Source organism: Craurococcus roseus (assembly GCF_039523795.1).
In the GTDB taxonomy this organism is placed as follows: Bacteria; Pseudomonadota; Alphaproteobacteria; order Acetobacterales; family Acetobacteraceae; genus Craurococcus; species Craurococcus roseus.
Genome location: NZ_BAAAFZ010000103.1, coordinates 1 through 18,918 on the forward strand (window position 1 = coordinate 1; position 18,918 = coordinate 18,918).

The window sequence follows — 18,918 nt, forward strand, 5'->3', positions numbered from 1 at the left end:
CCGGGCGCGGCCGTCGTCGCCTGCGGCACGGCCCGGGTCAGCCGTAGGCGTGGGCGCGGGCGCCGGGCGCCGGGCGGTGCCGCCGGTGCCGCCGCGCGTCCGCTTCGGTCCGTGCCCGCGCGATGGCGGCGGCGAAGAAGCAGAACTGCGACACCGCGGTGCTGGCGATGAGCGTGTTGTCGAAGCCGCTGTGCAGCAGCGCCGCCACCAGGGCGCAGCGGAGCACGAGCTGGTCCGCCGGCCCGGCGCGCCGGGTGCCGTTCCAGATCCAGAGGATGATGGACAGGAAGATGGCGGCGCAGCCGACGACGCCGGCGTCCACCGCGAGGCGGAGGTACTCGTTGTGCGCGGCGTTGCTGCCCAGCAGCTTGATGGTCGGGTCTTCGGGGTCGACGATCAGCTTGCCGGCGCCGAGCCCGAAGCCGAACAGCGGCCGGTGCTCGATGGCGGCGGTGAAGTACGGCCAGATGATGTCGCGGCCGGAGAAGTTCTCGCTCTCGCCCGTGAAGCGCTGGAGGGCGTAGAGCAGCGCCGGGCCGAGCAGGATCAGCGCCGGCACCATGCCGCCCATCACCAAATCCACCTTGCGCTTCAGCGGCAGGATGCGCGGCCCGGCCAGCACGAAGACGAGGAACAGGAACAGCGACACCGCGATGAACGGCGCCCGCGCCTGGGTGGCGAGCATGATGGCGAGGTTCACGCCGCCGAGCGCCAGCCAGCGGAGCTTGAACTCGCGCAGGTACTGCAAGGTGCAGGCGAAGATCGCGGTGACGCAGAAGCCCGCCAGGAAGGGGGCCGAGTGCATCCCCTGGAAGCGGCCGAACTGGCTCAGCATCGGGTAGAAGCCGACGGCGTCGGCGAAGACGCTGGCGACCGCGCTGATCGGCGGTATCAGAGCGACGCCGATGATCAACGCCGTCCAGATCCGGCGCGGGGCGAGGGCGAAGCCGAGCACGAAGGGCGCGGTGGAGCCGATGAAGCTGCGCGCCATGTCGCCGAAGCCGGCGACCCGGCCGATCGGCAGGACGACGAGGCTGAGGCCGGCGATGGCGACGAAGGTCAGGAACGGCCAATTGACGGCGTCGCTGATGCCGTACCGCAGCACCAGCACGGCCGCGAGGGCGAAGGGCACCACCTTGACGACGCCCCCGAGCGCCGCGCCCGCGCTGCCCCCGCCGCGGCCCTGGGCCGCCATCATGTCGATCTGTATGTCGAGCGCGAGGCCGTAGGTCAGGACCAGGACGGCGACCAGCAGAATCGGGAACTGGTAGAAGACGAGCGCCGCGAGCGCCACGACGGCCGCCGGCAGCAGGTACATCATGTACTCCGGCGCGAGCAGGGCGACGAGGAGCAGCCCCGCCGCGCCGGAGGCGGCGACGAAACGCTGGAGGGCGGGCGAGAAGACGGTGTCCATCGGCGGGCGTTCTCACACGCGCGGGGGGATAGGACAAATCAGGGGTGTGTGTCAGAAGGCGGCATGGCCGCGGGCGTCGTGAACACACCGGAACGGACAGGAAGGGCTGCCGCGGCGGCGCTTCGGCACGATGGCCTGACCCGGCTGCGCTTGGTGTTGATCGGCTGGGTTGTGTTGTACCACCTCGATCTCACCTTGCGGGTGACAGATGCACTGCCTTGGCTGCGGCCGATCCTCGGCGTCGGCTACCTCGGGGTGGACGGCTTCTTCTTGTTGTCGGGCTTCGCCTTGTGGCTCGGCTACGGGTCGCGCCCGCCGGCGGACGCGGCCGGGATCGGGCGCTTCTTCCTCAGGCGCTTCGCCAAGATCTGGCCGCTGCACGGTCTGGCGCTACTGGCGCTCCTGGCGATCGTGGTCGCCGCACGGGCGGCCGGGGCGACCATCCGCGACCCGGAGCGCTTCGGCGCGGTCGAGTTCGTGCTGCAACTGTTCCTGGTGAACGCCTGGGAGACGACCGACCGGCACGCGTGGAACTACCCGTCCTGGGCGCTTTCGGTGGAGTGGGCGGGCTACCTCGTGTTCCCGGTGCTGCTGGCGCTGCTGCTTCGGGCCCGGACGGCTTCCCTGTTCCCGCTGTCGGCGACGGCCGTTGCGGGCTTGTTCTGGCTCGGGGCGGGGGAGAACGGGCTGAACCACACCCTGCACCTCGGGTTGGTGCGCTTCGGGTTCGAGTTCGTCCTCGGCCTCGCCCTGGGCCGGTTGGCGACCGAGGGCCGGCTGCCGCGGGCGGCGGTGCTCGCCTGCACGCTGGCGGTGCCGCTCGGGCTGGGCTTGCGCTTGGACGCGCTGACGGTGGTAGGTCTGGCGGCGGTCATCGTGGCGCTCTGGCAGCGCCCTGGCGCCGCCGCGGCGCGGAAGCCGGACCTGCTGCTGCGCCTCGGCGAAGCGTCGTTCGGCGTTTACCTCTGCTGGGTCTTCATCGAAATCGCCTTGGTGGGCGTGCTGCGGGTGTCCGATCCGGGGCCGGCCGGCCGTGTCCTGCTGATGGCGGGGGGCTTCGCCGCCAACCTCGCGGCCGGCTGGCTGGCTTGGCGCTGGGTGGAGGTGCCCGCGCACCGCTGGATACTGCACCGGGCGGGGCCGCAGCGGGCGAGGGCGGACCCTTCGGGGCGGCCGACCGCGCGCTGATCAGCCGCCGCCGCCGCGGAGGGCGGCGCGGAACTCGGTGTGCGGGGCGGGGCTTTCCTCGGGCTGCAACCGCCAGTGCCCGCCGTAGGTGTAGGCCCACAGGGCGACGGGCATGCGCAGCCGCCGGAGCACGGGCAGGCTTTGCCGCAGGTCGGCCGCCCAGGCGGCCCGGTCTTCGCGGTGCTTCACCGCGCCGCCCAATTCCGTGACCAGGACGGTCTGCCCGTGCCGCTCGCGCCACGCCGCCACTTGGCCGAAGCGCCACTCGACGGCGCCGGCGTCGCCGCCCTCGTAGTCGTGGACCTCGGCAACCGTGTTGGAGTCGGGCGGCGGTTCGTTCTGGATGAGCGACCTCCAACTCCCCCACTCGTGGCCGCCCCACATCAGGGTGTGGCGTGGCGCGGCGCGGCGGAGGACGCCGAGCAGCCGGTCGCGCATCGGCATCCACGCCGCCGCGTCCGGGAACACGGCCTCGTTCACGGGCGCGAACACGACGCGCGACGGGTCGGTGGCGCGGGCGAACAGGGCGGCGCGCGCCGCCAGCGCCCGCCATTCGCGCTCGCCCCAAGGCTCGTCGTGCTTGATGAAGTCCGCCAAGCCGAGCAGCACCGGCAAGCCGGCCGCCGTGGCGTCGGCCACCGCGCCGCGGAACAGGTCGGGGATCTCCATCCCGTCGCCGGTCTGGCCCACCTCCGGGATGAACATGCGGACGTGGTCGAAGCCCGCCGCCTTGAAGCCGCGCCACCACGCGGGGCCGAGTCGCCGCGGGCGGTTGTTGCTGGCGACGGCGAACCAGCGCTCGACGTTGGCGCCGAGCCGGAGGTTGCCCAAGCGCTCGCGCGAGGGGGCGGCGTCGGGCGCGCGCGCCGGGCGCTGCTGCGCCGCCGCGCAGCCGGGCGAAAGCACCGCCGCCGCCGCCGGGGTGGCCAGGAGGGAGCGCCGCCGCACGGTCAGGCGGCCCCGGCCAAGCGGCCGCGCAGGTAGCCGAGGTTGTAGGCGGCGCCGCACCGCGCCCGCAGCAGTGCCGAGGAGGTGGCGGGCCAGAGCAGGAGCGGAGCCTGCACCAGCAACCGCGCCGCGGCGCCGAGGAAGCGGCCGGTGCCGTGCTTCCCGGCGCGGTCGCGCAGCGCGTCGGTGGCGCCCTGCCACAGGAGGCGGCTCAACAGCCAGCCCGGCCGCAGCCGCTCGCGCTGGATGCTGTGCCGCACCGCGGCAGCGCCGTCGTAGAAGGCGCGGTAGCCGCGGGCGCGGAGGCTTTCCACCACCGCCACCTCTTCGCCGGACAGCAACCGGCCGCCGACCCGGCCGAGCCCTTCCGGGAAGCCGCCGACCTCGCGGAGCGGGGCGGCGGCGAAGGCCATGTTCGCGCCGTAGATCTCGACCCCTTCCGGGAGGTCCACGCCGGCCTCGCCGAAGCCTTCCCACTCGATGATGGTGAGCACCCCCCGGAGCGAGGGCGGCCACCAGCCGGGCAGCGGCGCTTCCCAGGCCGGCAGGATGCGCCCGCCCAGCGCCGCCGCGCGCCCCGGCAGGCGGGCGATGCGGTCCAGCAGGGCGGCGGCCCAATCCGGCTCCGGCACCGCGTCGTCATCGAGGAAAGCGACCCAGCCCCCCGCCGACGCCCCGAGCCCGAGGTTCCGCGCCAGGGACAGGCCCGGCTTGTCGGCCCGCAGCAGCCGCGCCCCCGCCTCGGCGGCGAGGCGGGAAATGGCGGCCGCCTCCATGGGCGGCGAGGCGCTGTCCACCACCAGCACCTCGAAGTCCCGGCGCGATTGCACGGCCAACCCGGCGAGGCAGGCGCGGAGGTAGCCAGGCCGGGCGTGCGTGCAAAGGACGACGGAAAGCGGCGGCACCGGACGGCGAAGGGGCTCGGGCGAGGCGGCCAAAGGGCGTCAACTGAAGCGGAAGGCGCCGCCGGGCACCGGGGCGGCTTCTGGCCCGTTGCCCGGCGTGCCGGGCGCGGCGGCGGCGCCCGACGCCTGTGCCTGCGCCTCCTTGATCTTGGCTTCGAGCTGCTTGAGCAGCCCGACCAAGCCGTTGGTGAATGCCGGGAGTTGCGACAGCGGCATGATGAGCTGCCCGGCCGGCACCGGCTTGCCCTCCGGCCCGGTCTGGGCGAGCGTCAAGCGGGCGACGCCATGGGTCACGCTCGCGTCGAGTATGCCGTCAGCGAAGATGGTGCGGACGTCAGGCATAGGGGGTTTTCCGATCTGTCTGGACTGGCGGGCCGAGGGTAGCACCCCCGCGCCCGCCGCGCCGACGGATAAACGCCGCTCCGGCCCTACTGTTCGCGGAAGGCGCGGGCGAAGCTGTCGCGGATCGGCTGCGTCATGTAGCGGAAGAAGCTGCGCTCGCCGATCTGGACGTGCGCCTCGACCGGCATGCCCGGGGTGAGGAACACGTTCGGCAGCTTTTCCATCTGCTCGCGGTCGATCATGATGCGGGCGGGGTAGTACTGCTGCCGCGTCTGGTCGTTGGTGGTCACGTCGGCGGCGACCCAGGTCACCTCGCCGTGCAGGAACGGCACCAAGCGCTGCTTGAAGGCGGGGAGCCGGACTTCGGATTTCAGCCCGGGGAACACCACGTCGATGTCGGAGGGCTGGATGTTCACCTCCGCCACCAGCCGGTCGCTGTCCGGAACGATGTCCAGGATCGTGTCGCCGGGCCGCACCACGGCGCCGAGCGTGAACAGCTTCAGGTTCACCACCGTGCCCGATTCCGGCGCCAGGATGTCGCGCCGGGTCTGGACGTCGCTGGAAGCGCGGAGGCGCTCCTCGGTCTCGGCGAGCTTGCCCCGCACCTCGCGCAGCTCGGTCGAGACCTCCTGGATGCGCTGGTCGAGCGCCTGCTGGATCTGCCGCTCCGCTTCGCCGATGGTGGCGTTAGCGCGGTCGATCTGCCCGGTGAGCTCCTGGATGGTGCCTTCCAGCCCGGCCATGGCGCGCTGCAGCGCGAGCAGGTCCGGCAGGCGGGCGAGGCCCTGGGCCACCAAGCCCTGCCGCATCCGCTCCTCCTGCCGGATCAGGACGAGCTGGTTGCGTGTGGCGACCATCTGGCCCTGCGCGCCGCGGATCGCCGCCTGCTGCTGCTCGATCCGGGCGCGCAGCACCTGGAGCTGGCTGTTCAGGCTGGCGGTGCGGGCCTCGTAGACCTCGCGCTGGCCGCGCACCGCGTCGCGCGCGCGCGGGCTGGGGCTTTCCAGCAGTTCGGGCGGGAACTCGATGGGCTCGCCCGGCTTGCCCATCTCGGCGACGAGGCGGGCGTCCTGGGCCATGAGCGCCCAGCGCTGGGCGCGTTGCGCTTCGGCGGTCGAGTCCGATTGGATGTCGTCGAGCCGCACCAGCACCTGCCCGGCCTGCACCTTGGCCCCGTCGCGCACCAGGATCTCGCGGACGATGCCGCCTTCCAGGTGCTGCACGGTGCGGCGGTTGCCCTCGACCTTGATGATGCCGGGCGCGATCGCCGCTTCGGCGAGCGGCGCCATGACCGACCACGCGCCGAAGCCCACAACGAAGACCGAGAACACCGTGAGGCCGAACAGCGCCGGCCAGCGGGTCCGGGGCGCCGGGGCATCGAGCATCGCGTTGGGCGGGAAGGGCGGCAGGGCCGCGCCGAAGTCGTGGCGCTTCGCCAGGGCGCGGCCGGGCGCGACCGTGAGCTGCCGGGGGCCGGAGGTGGGGGCGAGTTCGGTGGTGGTGCTCATCGCGCGGCGGCTCCCGTGTTCTCGAGCCGGGGGACCTGGGGCACCTCGGCCGGGCGGGTCTGGGTCATCAGGCGCTTCAGGACCTCGGCGCGCGGGCCGAACATCTCCATGGCGCCGTCCTTCAGCAGCAGCACCTTGTCCACGCCCTGCACCAGGGTCGGCCGGTGCGAAACCAGCACGACGGTGGTGCCATTCGCCTTCAGGCGTCCCAGGGCGCCGATCAGGTGCGCTTCGGAGTCGCCGTCGAGGTTGCTGTTGGGTTCGTCCAACACCACGAACTTCGGCCGGCCGAACATGGCTCGGGCAAGGCCGATGAGCTGGCGCTGGCCGCCGGACAGGTACTGGCCGCCGTCGCCGATCTCGGTTTCGTAACCGTTGGGCAGGCGGAGGATCATCTCGTGGCAGCCGGCGAGCTGGGCCGCCTCGAACACCTCCTCGGGCGCCGCCTCGCCCATGCGGGCGATGTTGGCGAAGACGGTGCCGTCGAACAGCTCCACGTCCTGCGGCAGGTAGCCGACGTGGCGGCCGAAGTCCTCGCGCATCCACTGGTAAACGTCGGCGCCGTCGAGCCGGACGTGGCCGGCCGAGGCGGGCAGGGTGCCGATCAGCAGGCGGATCAGCGTGGTCTTGCCGGCGGCCGACGGGCCGATCACGGCCAGGCTCTCGCCGGGCTTCAGGGCGAAGTTGACGCCCTTGATCATGGCGACGCCGTGGCCGGGGAAGGCGTAGGAGACGCGCTCCACGCCGAGGTGGCCCTCGGGCTCCGGCAGCGGCAGGCCGGGCGGGCGGAGGCGGGGCTGGGACAGGAAGGCCTGCAACCGCCGGAACGACTGGCGTGCCTGCACGAGCTGCTTCCAGCCGCCGATCATCTGCTCCACCGGCGCCAGCGCCCGGCCCATGATGATGGAGCCGGCGATGGAGGCGCCGGAGCTGAGCTCCATCTGGAGCACGAGGTAGGCGCCGACGCCCAGGATCGCGATCTGCACCGCGAGGCGGAAGAACTTGGTGGCGGAGACCAGGACGGAGGCGCGGTCCGCCGCCTGCTGCTGCGGCTCCGCTTGGGCGGCGACGGCGTCGCGCCACCGGCCGATCACGGAAGGCAGCATGCCCATGCTGTCGATCACCTCGGCATTGCGCGAGATGGCGTCGGCCCGTCGCTGCGAGGCCATGGCGGCGGTGTTGGCCGCCCGCAGCAGCTTGGAGGTGAAGAATTCGGTGGCCAGGGTCAGGCAGAACAGGATCAGCGCGCCCCCGAGGGCGATCCAGCCCATCACCGGGTGCAGCGCGAAGATCACCGCGATGTAGACCGGCACCCAAGGCACGTCGTAGAGCGACAGGGCGCCGGGCGAGCCGAGGAAGCCGCGGCAGACCGCGAGGTCGCGCAGCGCTTCCATCCGGTAGGGCCGGCCGCGCAGCGTGCTCTCGATGGCGCGCACGAAGCCTTCGGGCGCGATCCGGTTCTCGATCCAGGAGCCGATGCGCTGCATGATCTGCGCGCGCGCCGCTTCGAGCATCGCCAGGACCAGGACGGCGGCGCCGGCGATCAGCGACAGGTACAGCAGGGTGTCGAGGACGCGGGTGGCCAGCACCCGGTCGAACACCTGCATCATGTAGATGGAGGTGGTGAGCTGGAGCAGGTTCACCGCGCCGCTGAAGACGCCGACGAGCAGGAATTGCTTGCGGCAAGCCTTCAGCGCCCGGCGGAGCGGCGTGTCGGCGGCGGTGTCGAAGGCGGCGTGGGCGGCCATGCGGGTTCCTGACATGTGTTCAGCCCCCCAACAGGCCGGCGACGGTGGCCCGGATGTCGGGACGCGTCCACAACCAAGCGCCCAGGGCGCCGGCGGCGGCGAGCGCGACCAGGTTGGCCAAGACCAGCGCGGCGAAGCTTGGCGGCGGCCGCAGGCTGCCGAGGTGGGCGGCGACCGCCTCCTGCCTGATCTGCTCTACGTTGTTGTGGAGGTGCCGGATGCAATAATCGCCCAGGGCCGCGTCCGCTTCCCGGCGGGCGCGCTCCACCCCGTCCGGCGTCGGCGCGAGGCCCCGCTCGGATGCGATGGCGAAGGCCAGCAGATCGGCGGTCCGATCGACCTCGCTCCGGCCGCCGCGGAAGGCGGCCAAAGGGACCGGGGCGGTCGGGGCGGCGGCGGGGGGAACGGCGGCGACCGCGTCGACGGGCGGGCCGGCTTCGTCTTCGGCGCGGGCGGTTCCCGCGCCCGGGAGCAACGTGTCTATCTTGGCCATTTCTCGGCTCCGCTCCGGGTTCTCGGACCTCGGGGCGATACCTCCCCTGGATCGCTTTCCGCCGCTGGGGGGTCCCGGGACAGGCGCGCGGCAGCGGCCCGGCGGGATGCGGCGGGCCATCCGCTGGGGAGGAGCGCTGCCGCCGCTCGGGATTCCAGGCGTATACGCCCTTCCCCACCCATGAATTGCAAGCCCATTCGTCGCGCAACTCCGCTCAATCCGCCGGCAACTCCTCTGGGCCCCAGACTACATCAAGACCGGCGTAGCCTAACCGCAAGGTGTTGTGAAGCGGTTCGAGTTGCGCGGAAAAGGCTAGGCGCTCTGTGGCAGCCAGAGCAGCACGCCGCGAAAAGGGCCACCGGCAAAGGGGCGGTGAGGGGGTTGCGCATTGACCGCCGTTGTCCACCGCGTGATAGCAAAACGACTTGGGGCGACAGCGGGTGGACCATGGGGAAGAAGGTTTGGGGCTGCCTTGCCGCGGCCGTGCTGGCCGGGGGATTGCCGGCGACCGGGGCGCACGCGCAGCCGCAGCAGCGGGATGGCCGACGGCAAACGCCGCAGGAGGTGCAGCGGGGCGTCACGGTTGAAACCCGCCAGCGCCCGGATTTCGACCCGTTGGGCGTGCGGTTGGGCGGCTTCAGGCTGGACGGCTTCTTCGAAGCCGGCGCCGGTTACGACAGCAACGTGTTCGGCCGTGAGAACAACGTCGTCGGCGACGGCTACGCGACCGAGACGGGCAGCGTGGTCCTCGGCAGCGACTGGACCCGCCACGCCGTCGGCGCGTCGGCCAACGTCGACGCGCGCCAGTTCTTCAAGCAGTCCGACCTGGACTGGACCGACTGGAACATCGGCGGCTTCGGCCGTTACGATATCGACCAAAGAACGAGCGTCCAGGCGCAATACCGCCACTATCGTGAACACTTGGACGTTTACAACTTCGACGTGCAGCAAGCGGGCATCTTCCGGCCCGTGCCCTACGACTCGGACGAGTTCCAGGTGTCGGGCAGCACCACGTTGAACCGCCTCGGCTTCACGGCCTTGGGCCTCTACCGGACCTACCGGTTCGAGAACGTCGAGATCGGGGAAGGACAGCGGAACACCTCCTCCAACAGCTTCGACACGATGATCGGCGCCTTCGGCACGAGCTACGCCTTCGCGCCCGGGCGCTTCGTCACCGGCCAGTTGCGGTTGCAGGACATCGCGTACACCGACAGCGCCGTCAGGGACCGTGACAGCTTCAGTTGGGTGGCGCTCGCTGGCTTCGAATACGACTTCGACGGCGTTTGGGCCGGCCGCATCGGCGTCGGCTGGCAGCAGCGCAACTACAGCGGCGCGCAGTTCAAGACCTTGGAAGGGCCGGCCCTGGACGGCCGTCTGAGTTGGTCGCCCTCGCAACTCACCACCGTCACCCTCAACGTCGCCCGCACCATCGAGGAGTCGATCCGCCTCGACGCCGTCAGCTACATACGGACCACCGGCGGCATCCGCGTGGACCACGAATTCCTGCGCAACGTGATCCTGGGCGCCGAACTCCGCGCGGACAGGCGCGAGTACGACCGGCCGGACTCGACCGCGACGGACGGCGTCGTCCAGTTGAACGGCCGGTGGCTGATCAACCGGAGCGTCTCGCTCGTCGGCAGCTACGCTTACAACCGCCGCATTGAGGCGACGGGGGGGGCCTTCGAGTTCGACCGCAACCTGGTCCAGGTGCGCCTGCGGGTTGCCCTCTGACCTAGCCGCTGGCCCGGCGGCGGTCCGCCTCCTCGGGGTGGATTTCGCCGGGCTCCGGCCGGACGAGGTGGTCGAGCGGCTGGCGGCGCGGCCGGCGTCGGAGCCCTTCACGTACGCCGTCACGCCCAACGCCGACCACCTGATCCGCCTCTCGTCCCGGCCGGACCTCCGGCCGTTGTACGAAGCGGCTGCGCTCCGGCTGCTCGACAGCCGGGTCGTCGCGCGGCTGGCCGGCCTGTTCGGCCTCCACGCGCCGCCGGTGGTGACGGGCAGCGACCTCACCGCGGCGCTCTTCGACCGCGTTGTGAAGCCGGACGACGCGGTGGCCGTGCTCGGCGGTTCGGAGGAGGTCGCCGCCGCCCTTGCCGCCCGCTACCGCTTGGCGCGCCTCGCCCACCACAACCCGCCGATGGGCTTCGACCGCGACCCGGCGGCGCTGGAGGCGGCGCTGCGGTTCGTGGAGGCCCGCCCGGCCCGCTTCGTCTTCCTCGCGGTGGGCTCGCCGCGGCAGGAGATCGTGGCCGAGGCCCTGGTACGACGGGGGAAGGCCACCGGCGTCGGCCTCTGCATCGGCGCGAGCCTCCTCTTCCTCGCCGGGGTCGAGCGCCGCGCGCCCCGGCCGGTCCAACGGGCGGGGCTGGAATGGGCTTGGCGGCTGGCGGGCGACCCGAAGCGCTTGGCGCGGCGCTACCTCGTGGACAGCCCGCGCATCGTCCAACTGCTCTGGCGGGAAGCCCGGCGCGAGCGCCGCGGCGGCGCCTGACCCACGGAAGGCGCTCCCCGACAGGTGCGCTTGCGCCGCGCGACGGTGTGTTATGTAATAACGTCATGCGGCCTTGGTTCACCGATCCCCTGGCTCTCGGCTCCGGTGCCGGCGCCCGGCTGGCGCTCGCGGCGCTGGTTTCGGCGCTGGTCTGGGCCGGAGTCGCTTGGGCGATGCTGGCGCCGTGAGCCCCGCCGGAATTACCCTCGCGGACCTCACGGTGTGCCACGGGCGGCGGCCTGCCGTGCACCACCTGTCCGGGCGGTTCGCGCCGGGGAGCCTCACCGCCGTCGTGGGGCCGAACGGCGCCGGGAAGTCCACCTTGCTGCGGGCCCTTGCCGGCTTGCACCCCGCCCAGTCCGGCCGCATCGAGGGCGCGGGGCGCGTCGCCTTGCTGCCGCAGCAATCCTCCATCGACCGGGGCTTCCCGCTGTCCTGCCTCGACACCGTGCTGTTCGGCCTTTGGGCGGAAGCGGGCCCGTTCCGCGCCATCCCGCGGGCCGCGCGGGCGCGGGCCGAAGCGGCCCTGGACGCGGTGGGCCTCCGCGGCTTCGAGCGCCGGCCCGTGGGCAGCGTGTCCTCCGGCCAGTTCCAGCGCGTGCTCTTCGCGCGGCTGCTGCTGCAGGACGCGCCGGTGGTGCTGCTGGACGAGCCCTTCAACGCCGTGGACGCCCGCACGGCGGCCGACCTGCTTGCGATGGTGCGCCGGTGGCACGGGGAAGGCCGCACCGTGATCGCGGTGCTGCACGACATGGACTTGGTGCGGGACGCCTTCCCCGAATCGCTCCTGCTCGCCCGGGATTGCCTCGGCTGGGGACGGACGGCGGAGGTGCTGACGGCCGCCAACCTCCTGCGCGCGCGGTCCATGGCCGAGGACTGGGCCGCCGGCGCCGGCGAGTGCGGGCGCGGGCGGGCCGCCATCGACGCCGCCGCCGCGACCGCGGCGTGACCCTCACCACGGCGCGGCTGGTGCTGCGCCCCTTCGCGGCGTCCGACGTCGACGCCTACGCCGCCATCCGCGCCAGGCCGGAGGTCGTCTCCATGCTCCCGGACGGCGCCGAAGCGGCGGCGCGCGCGAGGGCGGACGCCGAGCGGCCGGTGTCGGTCTGGGCCGGCGCCCCGCCCGGCGCGGCCCCCTGGGCGGTGGAGGCGCGGGGAGACGGCCGGCTGCTCGGCCACTTCGGGCTCCGGCCCTTGCCCGAACTGGGCGGCGAAACCGAACTCCTCTACATGCTGGACAGCGGCGTGCGGGGCAGGGGCCTCGCCACCGAGGGCGGCTTGGCGGCGTTGGGCGCGGCGTTCGGGGCGCTCGGCTTGCGGCGCGTCATCGCGCCGGCGCGGCCGGAGAACGCGGCGTCGCTCGCGGTGATGCGCAAGCTCGGAATGCGGCGCGAGGCCGAGGTGCATGTGTTCGGCGTGCGGGCGGTCCGCTGCGCCGCGCACGCCGCTCCGCCGGAGGGGGGCGCCGGCGCTTGCACGACCTGCTGATCGGGCCGTTCGTCGAGTTCGGCTTCCTGCGGCGCGCGCTGGTCGGGTGCCTCGCCGTGTCCACGGCGGCGCCGGTGCTGGGCCTGTTCCTGATGCTGCGGCGGATGAGCCTCACCGCGGACGTGATGGCGCACGGCATCCTGCCCGGCGTCGCGGGCGGTTTCCTCCTGGCCGGCCTGTCCGTGCCGGCGCTGGCCGCCGGCGGGCTCCTGGCCGGCCTGGCCGTGGCGGTGGGCGCCGGGGCCCTGTCGCGCGCGACCGGCGGGCGGGAGGACGCGGCGCTCGCAGCGCTCTACCTCGTCGCGCTGGCGCTGGGCGTGGCGCTGGTGTCCTGGCGCGGCGGCGCGGTGGAGCTGACGCAGCTCCTCTTCGGCAGCGCGCTCGGCGTGGACGACGCCGCGCTGCTGCTGATGGCCGGCACCGCGACCCTGACGCTCGGCGCGCTGGCCCTGGCGTGGCGCCCCTTGGTCCTGGAGTGCTTCGACCCCGACTTCGCCGCTGCCGTGGGCGCGCACGGCGCCAGGTGGCACCTCGGCTTCCTGGCGCTGGTGGTGCTCAACCTGATGGCCGCTTTCCAGGCGCTCGGCACCCTGATGGCGGTCGGCCTCATGATGCTGCCGGCCATCGCGGCGCGCCATTGGGCGCGCGGGGTGGGCGGCATGGCCTACGCCGCTTGCGGCATCGCCGCCGGTTCTTCCGTGGCGGGGCTGCTCCTGTCCTTCCACGCCGACCTGCCGACCGGGCCGGCGGTGGTGCTGTGCGCGGGCCTCGCCTGGGCGGTGTCCGTGCTGGCGGGGCCCGCCGACAGCCTCGCCGCGCGATTGCTGCGGCGGCGGCGGCCGCACCTGGCCGGGTGAGCCGGGCGGCGCCGGACGCCGGGAGGGCGGCTGCCTGCCGCCGCCTTCAGGCCCGGTAGATGTGCAGCCCGCCCGGCAAGCGGCCCGCCGGGGCGGGGCCGCCCCGGGTCAACCGCTCCGCCACCGCCACCGCGGCCAGCAACTGGCGCTCGTCGAAGGGCTTGTGCAAGCAGCCGACCGCGCTGGCGACCGCGCTGCCCTCCTCGGCCGGGCAATTCCCGGTGACGAAGAGCACGGGGATGCCAAGCGCGGAAAAGTCGGCGGCGAGGTCGAGCCCGCTGTCGCCGCCGGACAAGCGCATGTCCACCAAGGCGAGATCAGGCCGCTCGGCGCGCGCCAGGGCCATCGCGCCGGCGCGGTCAGGGGCCGTTCCCACCACTTCGTGCCCGGCGCCGGTCAGGAAGGTCTCGATCTCCAACGCGACCAAGCCTTCGTCCTCGACCACCAGGATGCGGCACGCGCGGGATGCCGACCGCGCCTCCCCCCGCTCCGCGTCGGCGGGGGTCGAGTGGGCCCGGGAAGGCGTCGCCCACCCGCCGATCGGGGCGGCACCGCTTCCGGTGGCCGTTCTCATCATGCTGCGTCCTGTCATGTCCTCGATCCCGGCACCCGCAACTCGAACGCGGCGCCCGCGCCCGAAACCCCTTTGCCGATTCGCAGTTCCGCGCCCAATTGCCGCGCCAGCGTGGAAACCACGCGCATGCCGACGCTGCCCGCGGCGACGGGATCGAAGCCGTCCGGCAGGCCGACCCCGTCGTCCTCGACCAGCACGGCCAGCGCCGCGTCGCCGGCGCCCGGCGGCTGCAACGCCACGCGCACGGTCCCGCCGGCGTGGCCCGGCGGGAAGGCGTACTTCAGCGCGTTGGTCAGCAGTTCGGACACGACCAGGACCAGCGGCACCGCGCGGTCGATCGGCAGGAGCAGCTCCCGCCCTTCCGCCGGCGGCTCGAAGACGAGGCGGACGCGCTCTCCGCGGTCGGCGCCGAGCGCGGCGGCCGTGTCGGCGCAGAACTCGCCCAGGAATCCCACCAGCTCGACGCGCCCGTGCATGCCCGCCTGGTAGAGCCGCTGGTGCAGGCGGGCGACCACGCCGATGCGCGCCCGCGCATCGCCCAAGGCGGCGCGCAGGCCCGGGTCGGGCGCCCGGGACGCCTGGAGGGTGAGCAGGCTGGAAACCAGTTGCAGGCTGTTCTTGACGCGGTGGTTGACCTCGTGGAGCAGGGCCTCCTTGACCTCGAGCGCCTCCGCTAGCGCCGTGCGGGCGGCCACCAGCTCGTCGATCTCGGTGCAGGTGCCGTACCAGCGGACGATCCGGCCGGTTTGCGGGTCGTGGACCGGCAAGGCGCGGCCGAGCACCCAGCGGTAGGAGCCGTCGGCCGCCCGCAGCCGGTACTCGATCTCGTAGGGCTTGCCGGTTTCGAGCGAACTCCGCCACCGCTCCCACGCGAGGTCCCGGTCGTCGGGGTGGAATTGCGGGTTCCAGCCTTCGCCTTCGGTTAGCGCCGGCGGCGCGCCCGTGAATTCGTACCAACGGCGGTTGTAGTAGTCGTGGAAGCCGTCCGGTCGCGTGGACCAGACCATCTGCGGGATGGCGTCCAACGCGGTGCGCAGCGCCGCCTCGCTGCGCGCCAGCGCGGCTTCGGCCCGTTTGGCGGCCGTGATGTCAGCGTTGTAGCCCACCACGCGCACGCGCCCGTCCGGTCCCGGCACGCCTTCGCCCGCGCCGAGGAGCCAGCGCTCCTCGCCGTTGCCGTCCAGGACCCGGAACTCGGCGCGGTAGACGCCGCCCGCCATGGCCGCGGGCTTGAACTCGGCCATGACCCGGCCCCGGTCCTCTGGGTGGATGCGGGCGACGAAGGACGCCAGGGTGCCGTCGGCCTCGGCGGCGGGCAGGCCGAACATCTCGGCCAAGCCCTCGTCGGTCAGGATGCGGCCGGTGTCCGCCTCGACCTCCCAGGATGCCAGCCCGCCCGCGCGCAGCGCCAAGCGGGCGCGGGCCTCGGCGGCGCGGGCCGCGGCCTCCGCCGTCCGGCGCGGCCGGAGGTCGCGGAAGATGGCGGAGACGCCGAAGACCCGCCCGTCGGGGGCGACCATGCGCGCGGCGCTGACGGAAACCGGGATGCGTTCGCCGTCCTTGGCCACGCGCACCGTTTCGTGCTCGTGGACGCGGCGGCCCTCCATGGCCAAGCGGAACACGCCCGTCGGCTCGCCGTCCGGCGGGTCGGCGGGCACCAGCAAGCCGGCCGGCCCGCCGACGGCCTCGGCGGCGGTGTAGCCGAACAGCGCCTCCGCGCCGCGGTTCCAGGTGAGGATGCGCCCGTCCGCGGCGTCGAAGCTGATGATCGCGTCGCTGGTGGAGGCGACGATGGCGGCCAGGCGCGCGTTCGCCTCGTCCGCCCGGCGGCTGTCGTCCACGTCGGTGCAGGTGCCGACCCAGCGCGCGACCCGCCCCGTGGCCGCGTCGCGCTCGGGGGCGCCGCGGACCACGTGCCAACGCGCCTCGCCGTCGGCGCGCAAGAATCTGTACTCGGCCTCGTAGGGTTCGCCGGTGCGCACGCTGGCGCCCCAGATCTCGGCGGCCCGCGCCCGGTCCTCCGGGTGGAGCGTGGCGAGCCATCCGTCGCCCAGCAGCGCTTCGGGCGGCAGGCCGGCGTAGTCTTGGAAGCGGCGGTTGGTGAAGACGTTGGCGCCCTCCGCGTCGGCCACGAAGACCAAGCCCGGCGTGGCCTCCACCAGCGCCCGCCATGCCGCCTCGCCAGCGGCCAGCGCCGCCTCGGCCCGCATCCGGCCCTCGACGTCCTGCGCCACCACCACCCATTCCCGGACCGCGCCGGTTGTCGGGTCGCGCACCGGCGTGCCGCGCAGGTGCCGCCAGCGCCACAGGCCGCCCGCGTCGCGGAAGCGCAGTTCGAGGTCGCACGCCGCCGCGTCGCCGTCGACGGCCGCGGCCCAGGCCGCTTCGGCCCGCCCCCGGTCCTCCGGGTGGACCGCGGCGAGCCAACCGCGACCGAGCACGCCCGCGTCCGGCAGCCCGGTCGCGGCCTCCCACCCGGTCGCGGCCACGACGGAGCCGTCCGCGCGCGCCGTCCAGACGATGGCGGCGGCCACCGTCCCCGCCAGGGCCCGCCAGCCCGGTCCGCCACCGTTCCGCTCCCGGACTTCGGCGGCCGGGGGCAGGGCCAAGTGTCGCCCGTCGTCCGTGTTCATCATCCGCGACGCCTGTTTGCCACGCTGCGCGGCGCCTGTCCGCCCGTTTCGGGACACGATCGCGAAGGGCGCGGGAGGCCGGCCCTTCGCACGGGCCGCGGAAAGGGTTTTGGGTCAGCCGCCCGCGGCATCCACGAAGCCTTGTACCAATCCCGATGACACCAGCCGCCATCCGTCCACCAGCACGAAGAAGACCAGCTTCAGCGGCAGCGACACGGCGTTGGGCGGCAGCATCATCATGCCGAGCGACATGAGCAGGCTGGCGACCACCATATCGATCACGAGGAAGGGCAGGAACACCAAGAAGCCGATCTCGAAGGCGCGCTTCAGCTCGCCCACCAGGAAGGCGGGGAAGAGCACGCGCCACGGCACGGGTCCAGCGTCCGCCTGCCCGGACGGAAGCTCCCGAGCGAGGTCGCGGAACAGCGAAACGTCGGCCTCGCGCGCCTGCGCCGCCATGAAGGCGCGGAAGGGCTCGGCCGCCGCCTTGAGGCCGTCCATTTCGCCCATCCGCCCGGCCATCATAGGCTCCAGCCCCTCCGTCCAGCTCCGCTCCAGTGTCGGCTGCATCACGAAAAAAGTCAGGAACAGCGCCAGCCCGACCAGCACCGGGTTGGGCGGGATGCCCTGGGCGCCGATGGCCGAGCGCAGGAGCGACAGCACCATGACGATGCGCGCGAAGGCCGTCGCCATCACCAGGAGCGAGGGCGCGAGGGCGAGCAGCCCGATCAGCGCGGTGAGCTGCACCAGGCGCGAGGTGTTGCCGGATCCGCCCGTGGCGCCGAGGTCAATGCTGACGCTCTGCGCCGCGGCCGCGCCGGCGGTGGCCGCGAGGATGGCGAGGGCGAGGGCAGGGGCGCGCATCAGGCCGCGTCCCCTGGGGCGGCGTCCGCCGGCAGCCAGCCGAGCGGGACGTCGCCCGCGCCGCCCGTGAGCAGGAGCAGGTCGCGGCCGTCGCAGCGCACCAGCACGAGGCGCCGCTTCGGGTCGAGCGGCAGCACCTCATGGACGGAGAGCCGGCGGCGGGCGCCGGGCTTGGCCGCGCCCGGCGCGACGGCGCGGAGGGCCCGCAGCGCCGCGAAGGCGAGCAGCACCACGGCGCCGAGCGCCACCAGCGCCTTGAGGACGAGGGAAGGGTCGAGGGTCACGCCGTGGTCTCCTACCGACGGGCCGGGTCCGCCGCGGGCCGGCCGGGCGGGTTTTCCGCCGGCAGGCGCGACGCCCGGCACCATGCGGCGCAGCGGGTTAAGGAAAGGCGGCAAGCGCCGTTAACCGCGCCTTCACCCGTCCCGCGCAGGATCGCCGCATGACCACCGAGGCGCGGCCCACCACCGACCTGCTCAGGCTCACCGAGCGCCGGATGGCGTGGCTGGAAGCGCGACAGCGGGTGCTCGCGGGCAACGTCGCCAACGCCGACACGCCCGGCTACCAGCCGCGCGACGTGCGCTCCTTCGCCAGCGTCCTCGCCGGCGCGGGGGGCGGCGGTGCGCCCATGGCCGCGACCGACCCGCGGCACCTGACCGCGCGGAACGACCCGATGCTCGCGCGGCCGGACCGCTCGGCGCCGGACAGCGCGCCCAACGGCAACGCCGTGTCGCTCGACCGGGAAGCGCTGAAGGTGGCGGAGACGGACTCGGCGCACTCGCTCGCCGCCGCCCTGCACCGCCGCTACCTCGGCATGTTCCGCACCGCCCTCGGGCGCCAAGGCTAATCCCGTAAACAGGAGGACCAAAAAACATGGACCTCGACCGAGCGCTCCGCGTTTCCGCCGCCGGCCTGCAAGCGCAGTCCACGCGCCTGCGCGTCGTGGCGGAGAACCTCGCCAACCGCGACAGCACCGGATCGTCGCCCGGCGCCGACCCCTACCGCCGCAAGACCGTGACCTTCGGCGCGCACGTGGAGCGCGGGCTCGGCGCGGGCGGCGGCGGAGTGGCCACCGTGAAGGTATCCCGCGTCGGCACCGCGCCGGGCGCCTTCGAGGAGACCTACGACCCCGCGCACCCGGCGGCCGACGCGCGCGGCTACGTCAAGCGGCCCAACGTGAACAGCCTGGTCGAGATGATGGACATGCGCGAAGCCCAGCGGAGCTACAGCGCCAACGTCTCCGTCCTGGAAGTCACGCGCGGCATGCTGACGCGCATCATCGAGACGCTCCGGTGACGGCGATCCGGGCCGCCAACCCGCTCCAGGCCGCGGCGGCGTACCGGGCGGCGGGCTCCGCCGAGGCCGCGGCGGCGCCGAACGGCGGCTTCGGCGCGGCGCTCCAGCGCGCCGTGGAGGGCGCGGTGGAGGCGGGGCACGCGGCCGACGCCGGCGGCGTCCGCGC

General features: G+C 73.5%; 20 protein-coding genes. 9 read left to right on the forward strand and 11 right to left on the reverse strand.

What is annotated here, in order from left to right; genetic code table 11:
- Window positions 1-37: 37 nt before the first annotated feature.
- Window positions 38-1,414, reverse strand: coding sequence for an O-antigen ligase family protein (locus ABD067_RS24615; protein WP_343898069.1), 1,377 nt, complete (start codon window positions 1,412-1,414; stop codon window positions 38-40).
- Window positions 1,415-1,477: 63 nt separating this feature from the next.
- Here ABD067_RS24615 and ABD067_RS24620 point away from each other — a divergent pair, with 63 nt between their 5' ends.
- Window positions 1,478-2,602 (forward strand): acyltransferase family protein, encoded by a 1,125-nt coding sequence (locus ABD067_RS24620; RefSeq protein ID WP_343898070.1) that lies wholly within the window; start codon window positions 1,478-1,480, stop codon window positions 2,600-2,602.
- Here the strand turns inward: ABD067_RS24620 and ABD067_RS24625 are convergent, their stop codons facing one another.
- The 6 genes from ABD067_RS24625 to ABD067_RS24650 form a co-directional block, all read right to left on the reverse strand.
- A complete protein-coding gene (locus tag ABD067_RS24625) occupies window positions 2,603-3,550 on the reverse strand; it encodes a glycoside hydrolase family 5 protein (protein WP_343898071.1) in 948 nt (315 codons plus the stop codon).
- A 2-nt stretch (window positions 3,551-3,552) separates the two neighbouring features.
- Window positions 3,553-4,455 carry a glycosyltransferase family 2 protein gene (locus tag ABD067_RS24630; RefSeq protein ID WP_343898072.1) on the reverse strand — a complete coding sequence of 301 codons (903 nt, stop codon included), beginning with the start codon at window positions 4,453-4,455 and terminating at the stop codon, window positions 3,553-3,555.
- A gap of 39 nt (window positions 4,456-4,494) precedes the next feature.
- Window positions 4,495-4,797, reverse strand: coding sequence for a hypothetical protein (locus ABD067_RS24635; RefSeq protein WP_343898073.1), 303 nt, complete (start codon window positions 4,795-4,797; stop codon window positions 4,495-4,497).
- Window positions 4,798-4,883: 86 nt separating this feature from the next.
- Window positions 4,884-6,305, reverse strand: a complete 1,422-nt coding sequence (locus tag ABD067_RS24640) for an HlyD family type I secretion periplasmic adaptor subunit (RefSeq protein ID WP_343898074.1) — start codon at window positions 6,303-6,305, stop codon at window positions 4,884-4,886.
- Entirely contained in the window at window positions 6,302-8,053 is a 1,752-nt protein-coding gene (locus ABD067_RS24645; RefSeq protein WP_343898075.1) for a type I secretion system permease/ATPase, read from the reverse strand. Before ABD067_RS24645 ends, ABD067_RS24640 begins: the two co-directional genes overlap by 4 nt.
- Before the next feature lie 19 nt (window positions 8,054-8,072).
- Window positions 8,073-8,546, reverse strand: a complete 474-nt coding sequence (locus ABD067_RS24650) for a hypothetical protein (protein ID WP_343898076.1) — start codon at window positions 8,544-8,546, stop codon at window positions 8,073-8,075.
- 447 nt (window positions 8,547-8,993) lie between these two features.
- Here ABD067_RS24650 and ABD067_RS24655 point away from each other — a divergent pair, with 447 nt between their 5' ends.
- From ABD067_RS24655 to ABD067_RS24680, 6 genes are all read left to right on the forward strand, one after another.
- Window positions 8,994-10,277, forward strand: a complete 1,284-nt coding sequence (locus tag ABD067_RS24655; protein WP_343898078.1) for an outer membrane beta-barrel protein — start codon at window positions 8,994-8,996, stop codon at window positions 10,275-10,277.
- The gene (locus ABD067_RS24660; RefSeq protein ID WP_343898079.1) at window positions 10,267-11,040 is read left to right on the forward strand and encodes a WecB/TagA/CpsF family glycosyltransferase; all 774 of its coding nucleotides are present in this window, start codon (window positions 10,267-10,269) and stop codon (window positions 11,038-11,040) included. The genes ABD067_RS24655 and ABD067_RS24660 overlap by 11 nt, the downstream gene beginning before the upstream one ends.
- A 65-nt stretch (window positions 11,041-11,105) precedes the next feature.
- The gene (locus tag ABD067_RS24665) at window positions 11,106-11,228 is read left to right on the forward strand and encodes a hypothetical protein (RefSeq protein ID WP_343898080.1); all 123 of its coding nucleotides are present in this window, start codon (window positions 11,106-11,108) and stop codon (window positions 11,226-11,228) included.
- Window positions 11,225-11,989 carry a metal ABC transporter ATP-binding protein gene (locus ABD067_RS24670; RefSeq protein WP_343898081.1) on the forward strand — a complete coding sequence of 255 codons (765 nt, stop codon included), beginning with the start codon at window positions 11,225-11,227 and terminating at the stop codon, window positions 11,987-11,989. The genes ABD067_RS24665 and ABD067_RS24670 overlap by 4 nt, the downstream gene beginning before the upstream one ends.
- A complete protein-coding gene (locus ABD067_RS24675) occupies window positions 11,986-12,528 on the forward strand; it encodes a GNAT family N-acetyltransferase (protein WP_343898082.1) in 543 nt (180 codons plus the stop codon). Before ABD067_RS24670 ends, ABD067_RS24675 begins: the two co-directional genes overlap by 4 nt.
- Window positions 12,513-13,385, forward strand: coding sequence for a metal ABC transporter permease (locus tag ABD067_RS24680; protein WP_343898083.1), 873 nt, complete (start codon window positions 12,513-12,515; stop codon window positions 13,383-13,385). The genes ABD067_RS24675 and ABD067_RS24680 overlap by 16 nt, the downstream gene beginning before the upstream one ends.
- 46 nt (window positions 13,386-13,431) lie before the next feature.
- Here ABD067_RS24680 and ABD067_RS24685 read toward each other — a convergent pair whose 3' ends face one another.
- The 4 genes from ABD067_RS24685 to ABD067_RS24700 all read right to left on the reverse strand — a co-directional run bounded on the left by ABD067_RS24685 (window position 13,432) and on the right by ABD067_RS24700 (window position 17,740).
- Complete coding sequence (locus ABD067_RS24685; RefSeq protein WP_343898084.1) at window positions 13,432-13,977, reverse strand: response regulator; 546 nt, start codon at window positions 13,975-13,977, stop codon at window positions 13,432-13,434.
- The gene (locus tag ABD067_RS24690) at window positions 13,974-16,595 is read right to left on the reverse strand and encodes a PAS domain-containing protein (protein ID WP_343898085.1); all 2,622 of its coding nucleotides are present in this window, start codon (window positions 16,593-16,595) and stop codon (window positions 13,974-13,976) included. Before ABD067_RS24690 ends, ABD067_RS24685 begins: the two co-directional genes overlap by 4 nt.
- 111 nt (window positions 16,596-16,706) lie before the next feature.
- A complete protein-coding gene (fliP, locus tag ABD067_RS24695) occupies window positions 16,707-17,456 on the reverse strand; it encodes a flagellar type III secretion system pore protein FliP (RefSeq protein WP_343898086.1) in 750 nt (249 codons plus the stop codon).
- Window positions 17,456-17,740 (reverse strand): flagellar biosynthetic protein FliO, encoded by a 285-nt coding sequence (locus ABD067_RS24700; RefSeq protein ID WP_343898087.1) that lies wholly within the window; start codon window positions 17,738-17,740, stop codon window positions 17,456-17,458. The genes fliP and ABD067_RS24700 overlap by 1 nt, the downstream gene beginning before the upstream one ends.
- Before the next feature lie 158 nt (window positions 17,741-17,898).
- Here ABD067_RS24700 and ABD067_RS24705 point away from each other — a divergent pair, with 158 nt between their 5' ends.
- Together ABD067_RS24705 and flgC are read left to right on the forward strand one after the other, a co-directional pair.
- Window positions 17,899-18,303, forward strand: a complete 405-nt coding sequence (locus ABD067_RS24705; protein ID WP_343898088.1) for a flagellar basal body rod protein FlgB — start codon at window positions 17,899-17,901, stop codon at window positions 18,301-18,303.
- A gap of 26 nt (window positions 18,304-18,329) precedes the next feature.
- Window positions 18,330-18,752, forward strand: a complete 423-nt coding sequence (gene flgC / locus ABD067_RS24710; protein WP_343898089.1) for a flagellar basal body rod protein FlgC — start codon at window positions 18,330-18,332, stop codon at window positions 18,750-18,752.
- Window positions 18,753-18,918: the final 166 nt, after the last annotated feature.

Coding starts and splice junctions, on each gene's coding strand:
- ABD067_RS24645 (WP_343898075.1), bottom strand. CDS start 8,053: ATGGCCGCCCACGCCGCCTTCGACACCGCCGCCGACACGCCGCTCCGC.
- ABD067_RS24650 (WP_343898076.1), bottom strand. CDS start 8,546: ATGGCCAAGATAGACACGTTGCTCCCGGGCGCGGGAACCGCCCGCGCC.
- ABD067_RS24665 (WP_343898080.1), top strand. CDS start 11,106: ATGCGGCCTTGGTTCACCGATCCCCTGGCTCTCGGCTCCGGTGCCGGC.
- ABD067_RS24690 (WP_343898085.1), bottom strand. CDS start 16,595: ATGATGAACACGGACGACGGGCGACACTTGGCCCTGCCCCCGGCCGCC.
- ABD067_RS24655 (WP_343898078.1), top strand. CDS start 8,994: ATGGGGAAGAAGGTTTGGGGCTGCCTTGCCGCGGCCGTGCTGGCCGGG.
- ABD067_RS24620 (WP_343898070.1), top strand. CDS start 1,478: ATGGCCGCGGGCGTCGTGAACACACCGGAACGGACAGGAAGGGCTGCC.
- fliP (WP_343898086.1), bottom strand. CDS start 17,456: ATGCGCGCCCCTGCCCTCGCCCTCGCCATCCTCGCGGCCACCGCCGGC.
- ABD067_RS24635 (WP_343898073.1), bottom strand. CDS start 4,797: ATGCCTGACGTCCGCACCATCTTCGCTGACGGCATACTCGACGCGAGC.
- ABD067_RS24640 (WP_343898074.1), bottom strand. CDS start 6,305: ATGAGCACCACCACCGAACTCGCCCCCACCTCCGGCCCCCGGCAGCTC.
- ABD067_RS24615 (WP_343898069.1), bottom strand. CDS start 1,414: ATGGACACCGTCTTCTCGCCCGCCCTCCAGCGTTTCGTCGCCGCCTCC.
- ABD067_RS24705 (WP_343898088.1), top strand. CDS start 17,899: ATGACCACCGAGGCGCGGCCCACCACCGACCTGCTCAGGCTCACCGAG.
- flgC (WP_343898089.1), top strand. CDS start 18,330: ATGGACCTCGACCGAGCGCTCCGCGTTTCCGCCGCCGGCCTGCAAGCG.
- ABD067_RS24685 (WP_343898084.1), bottom strand. CDS start 13,977: ATGACAGGACGCAGCATGATGAGAACGGCCACCGGAAGCGGTGCCGCC.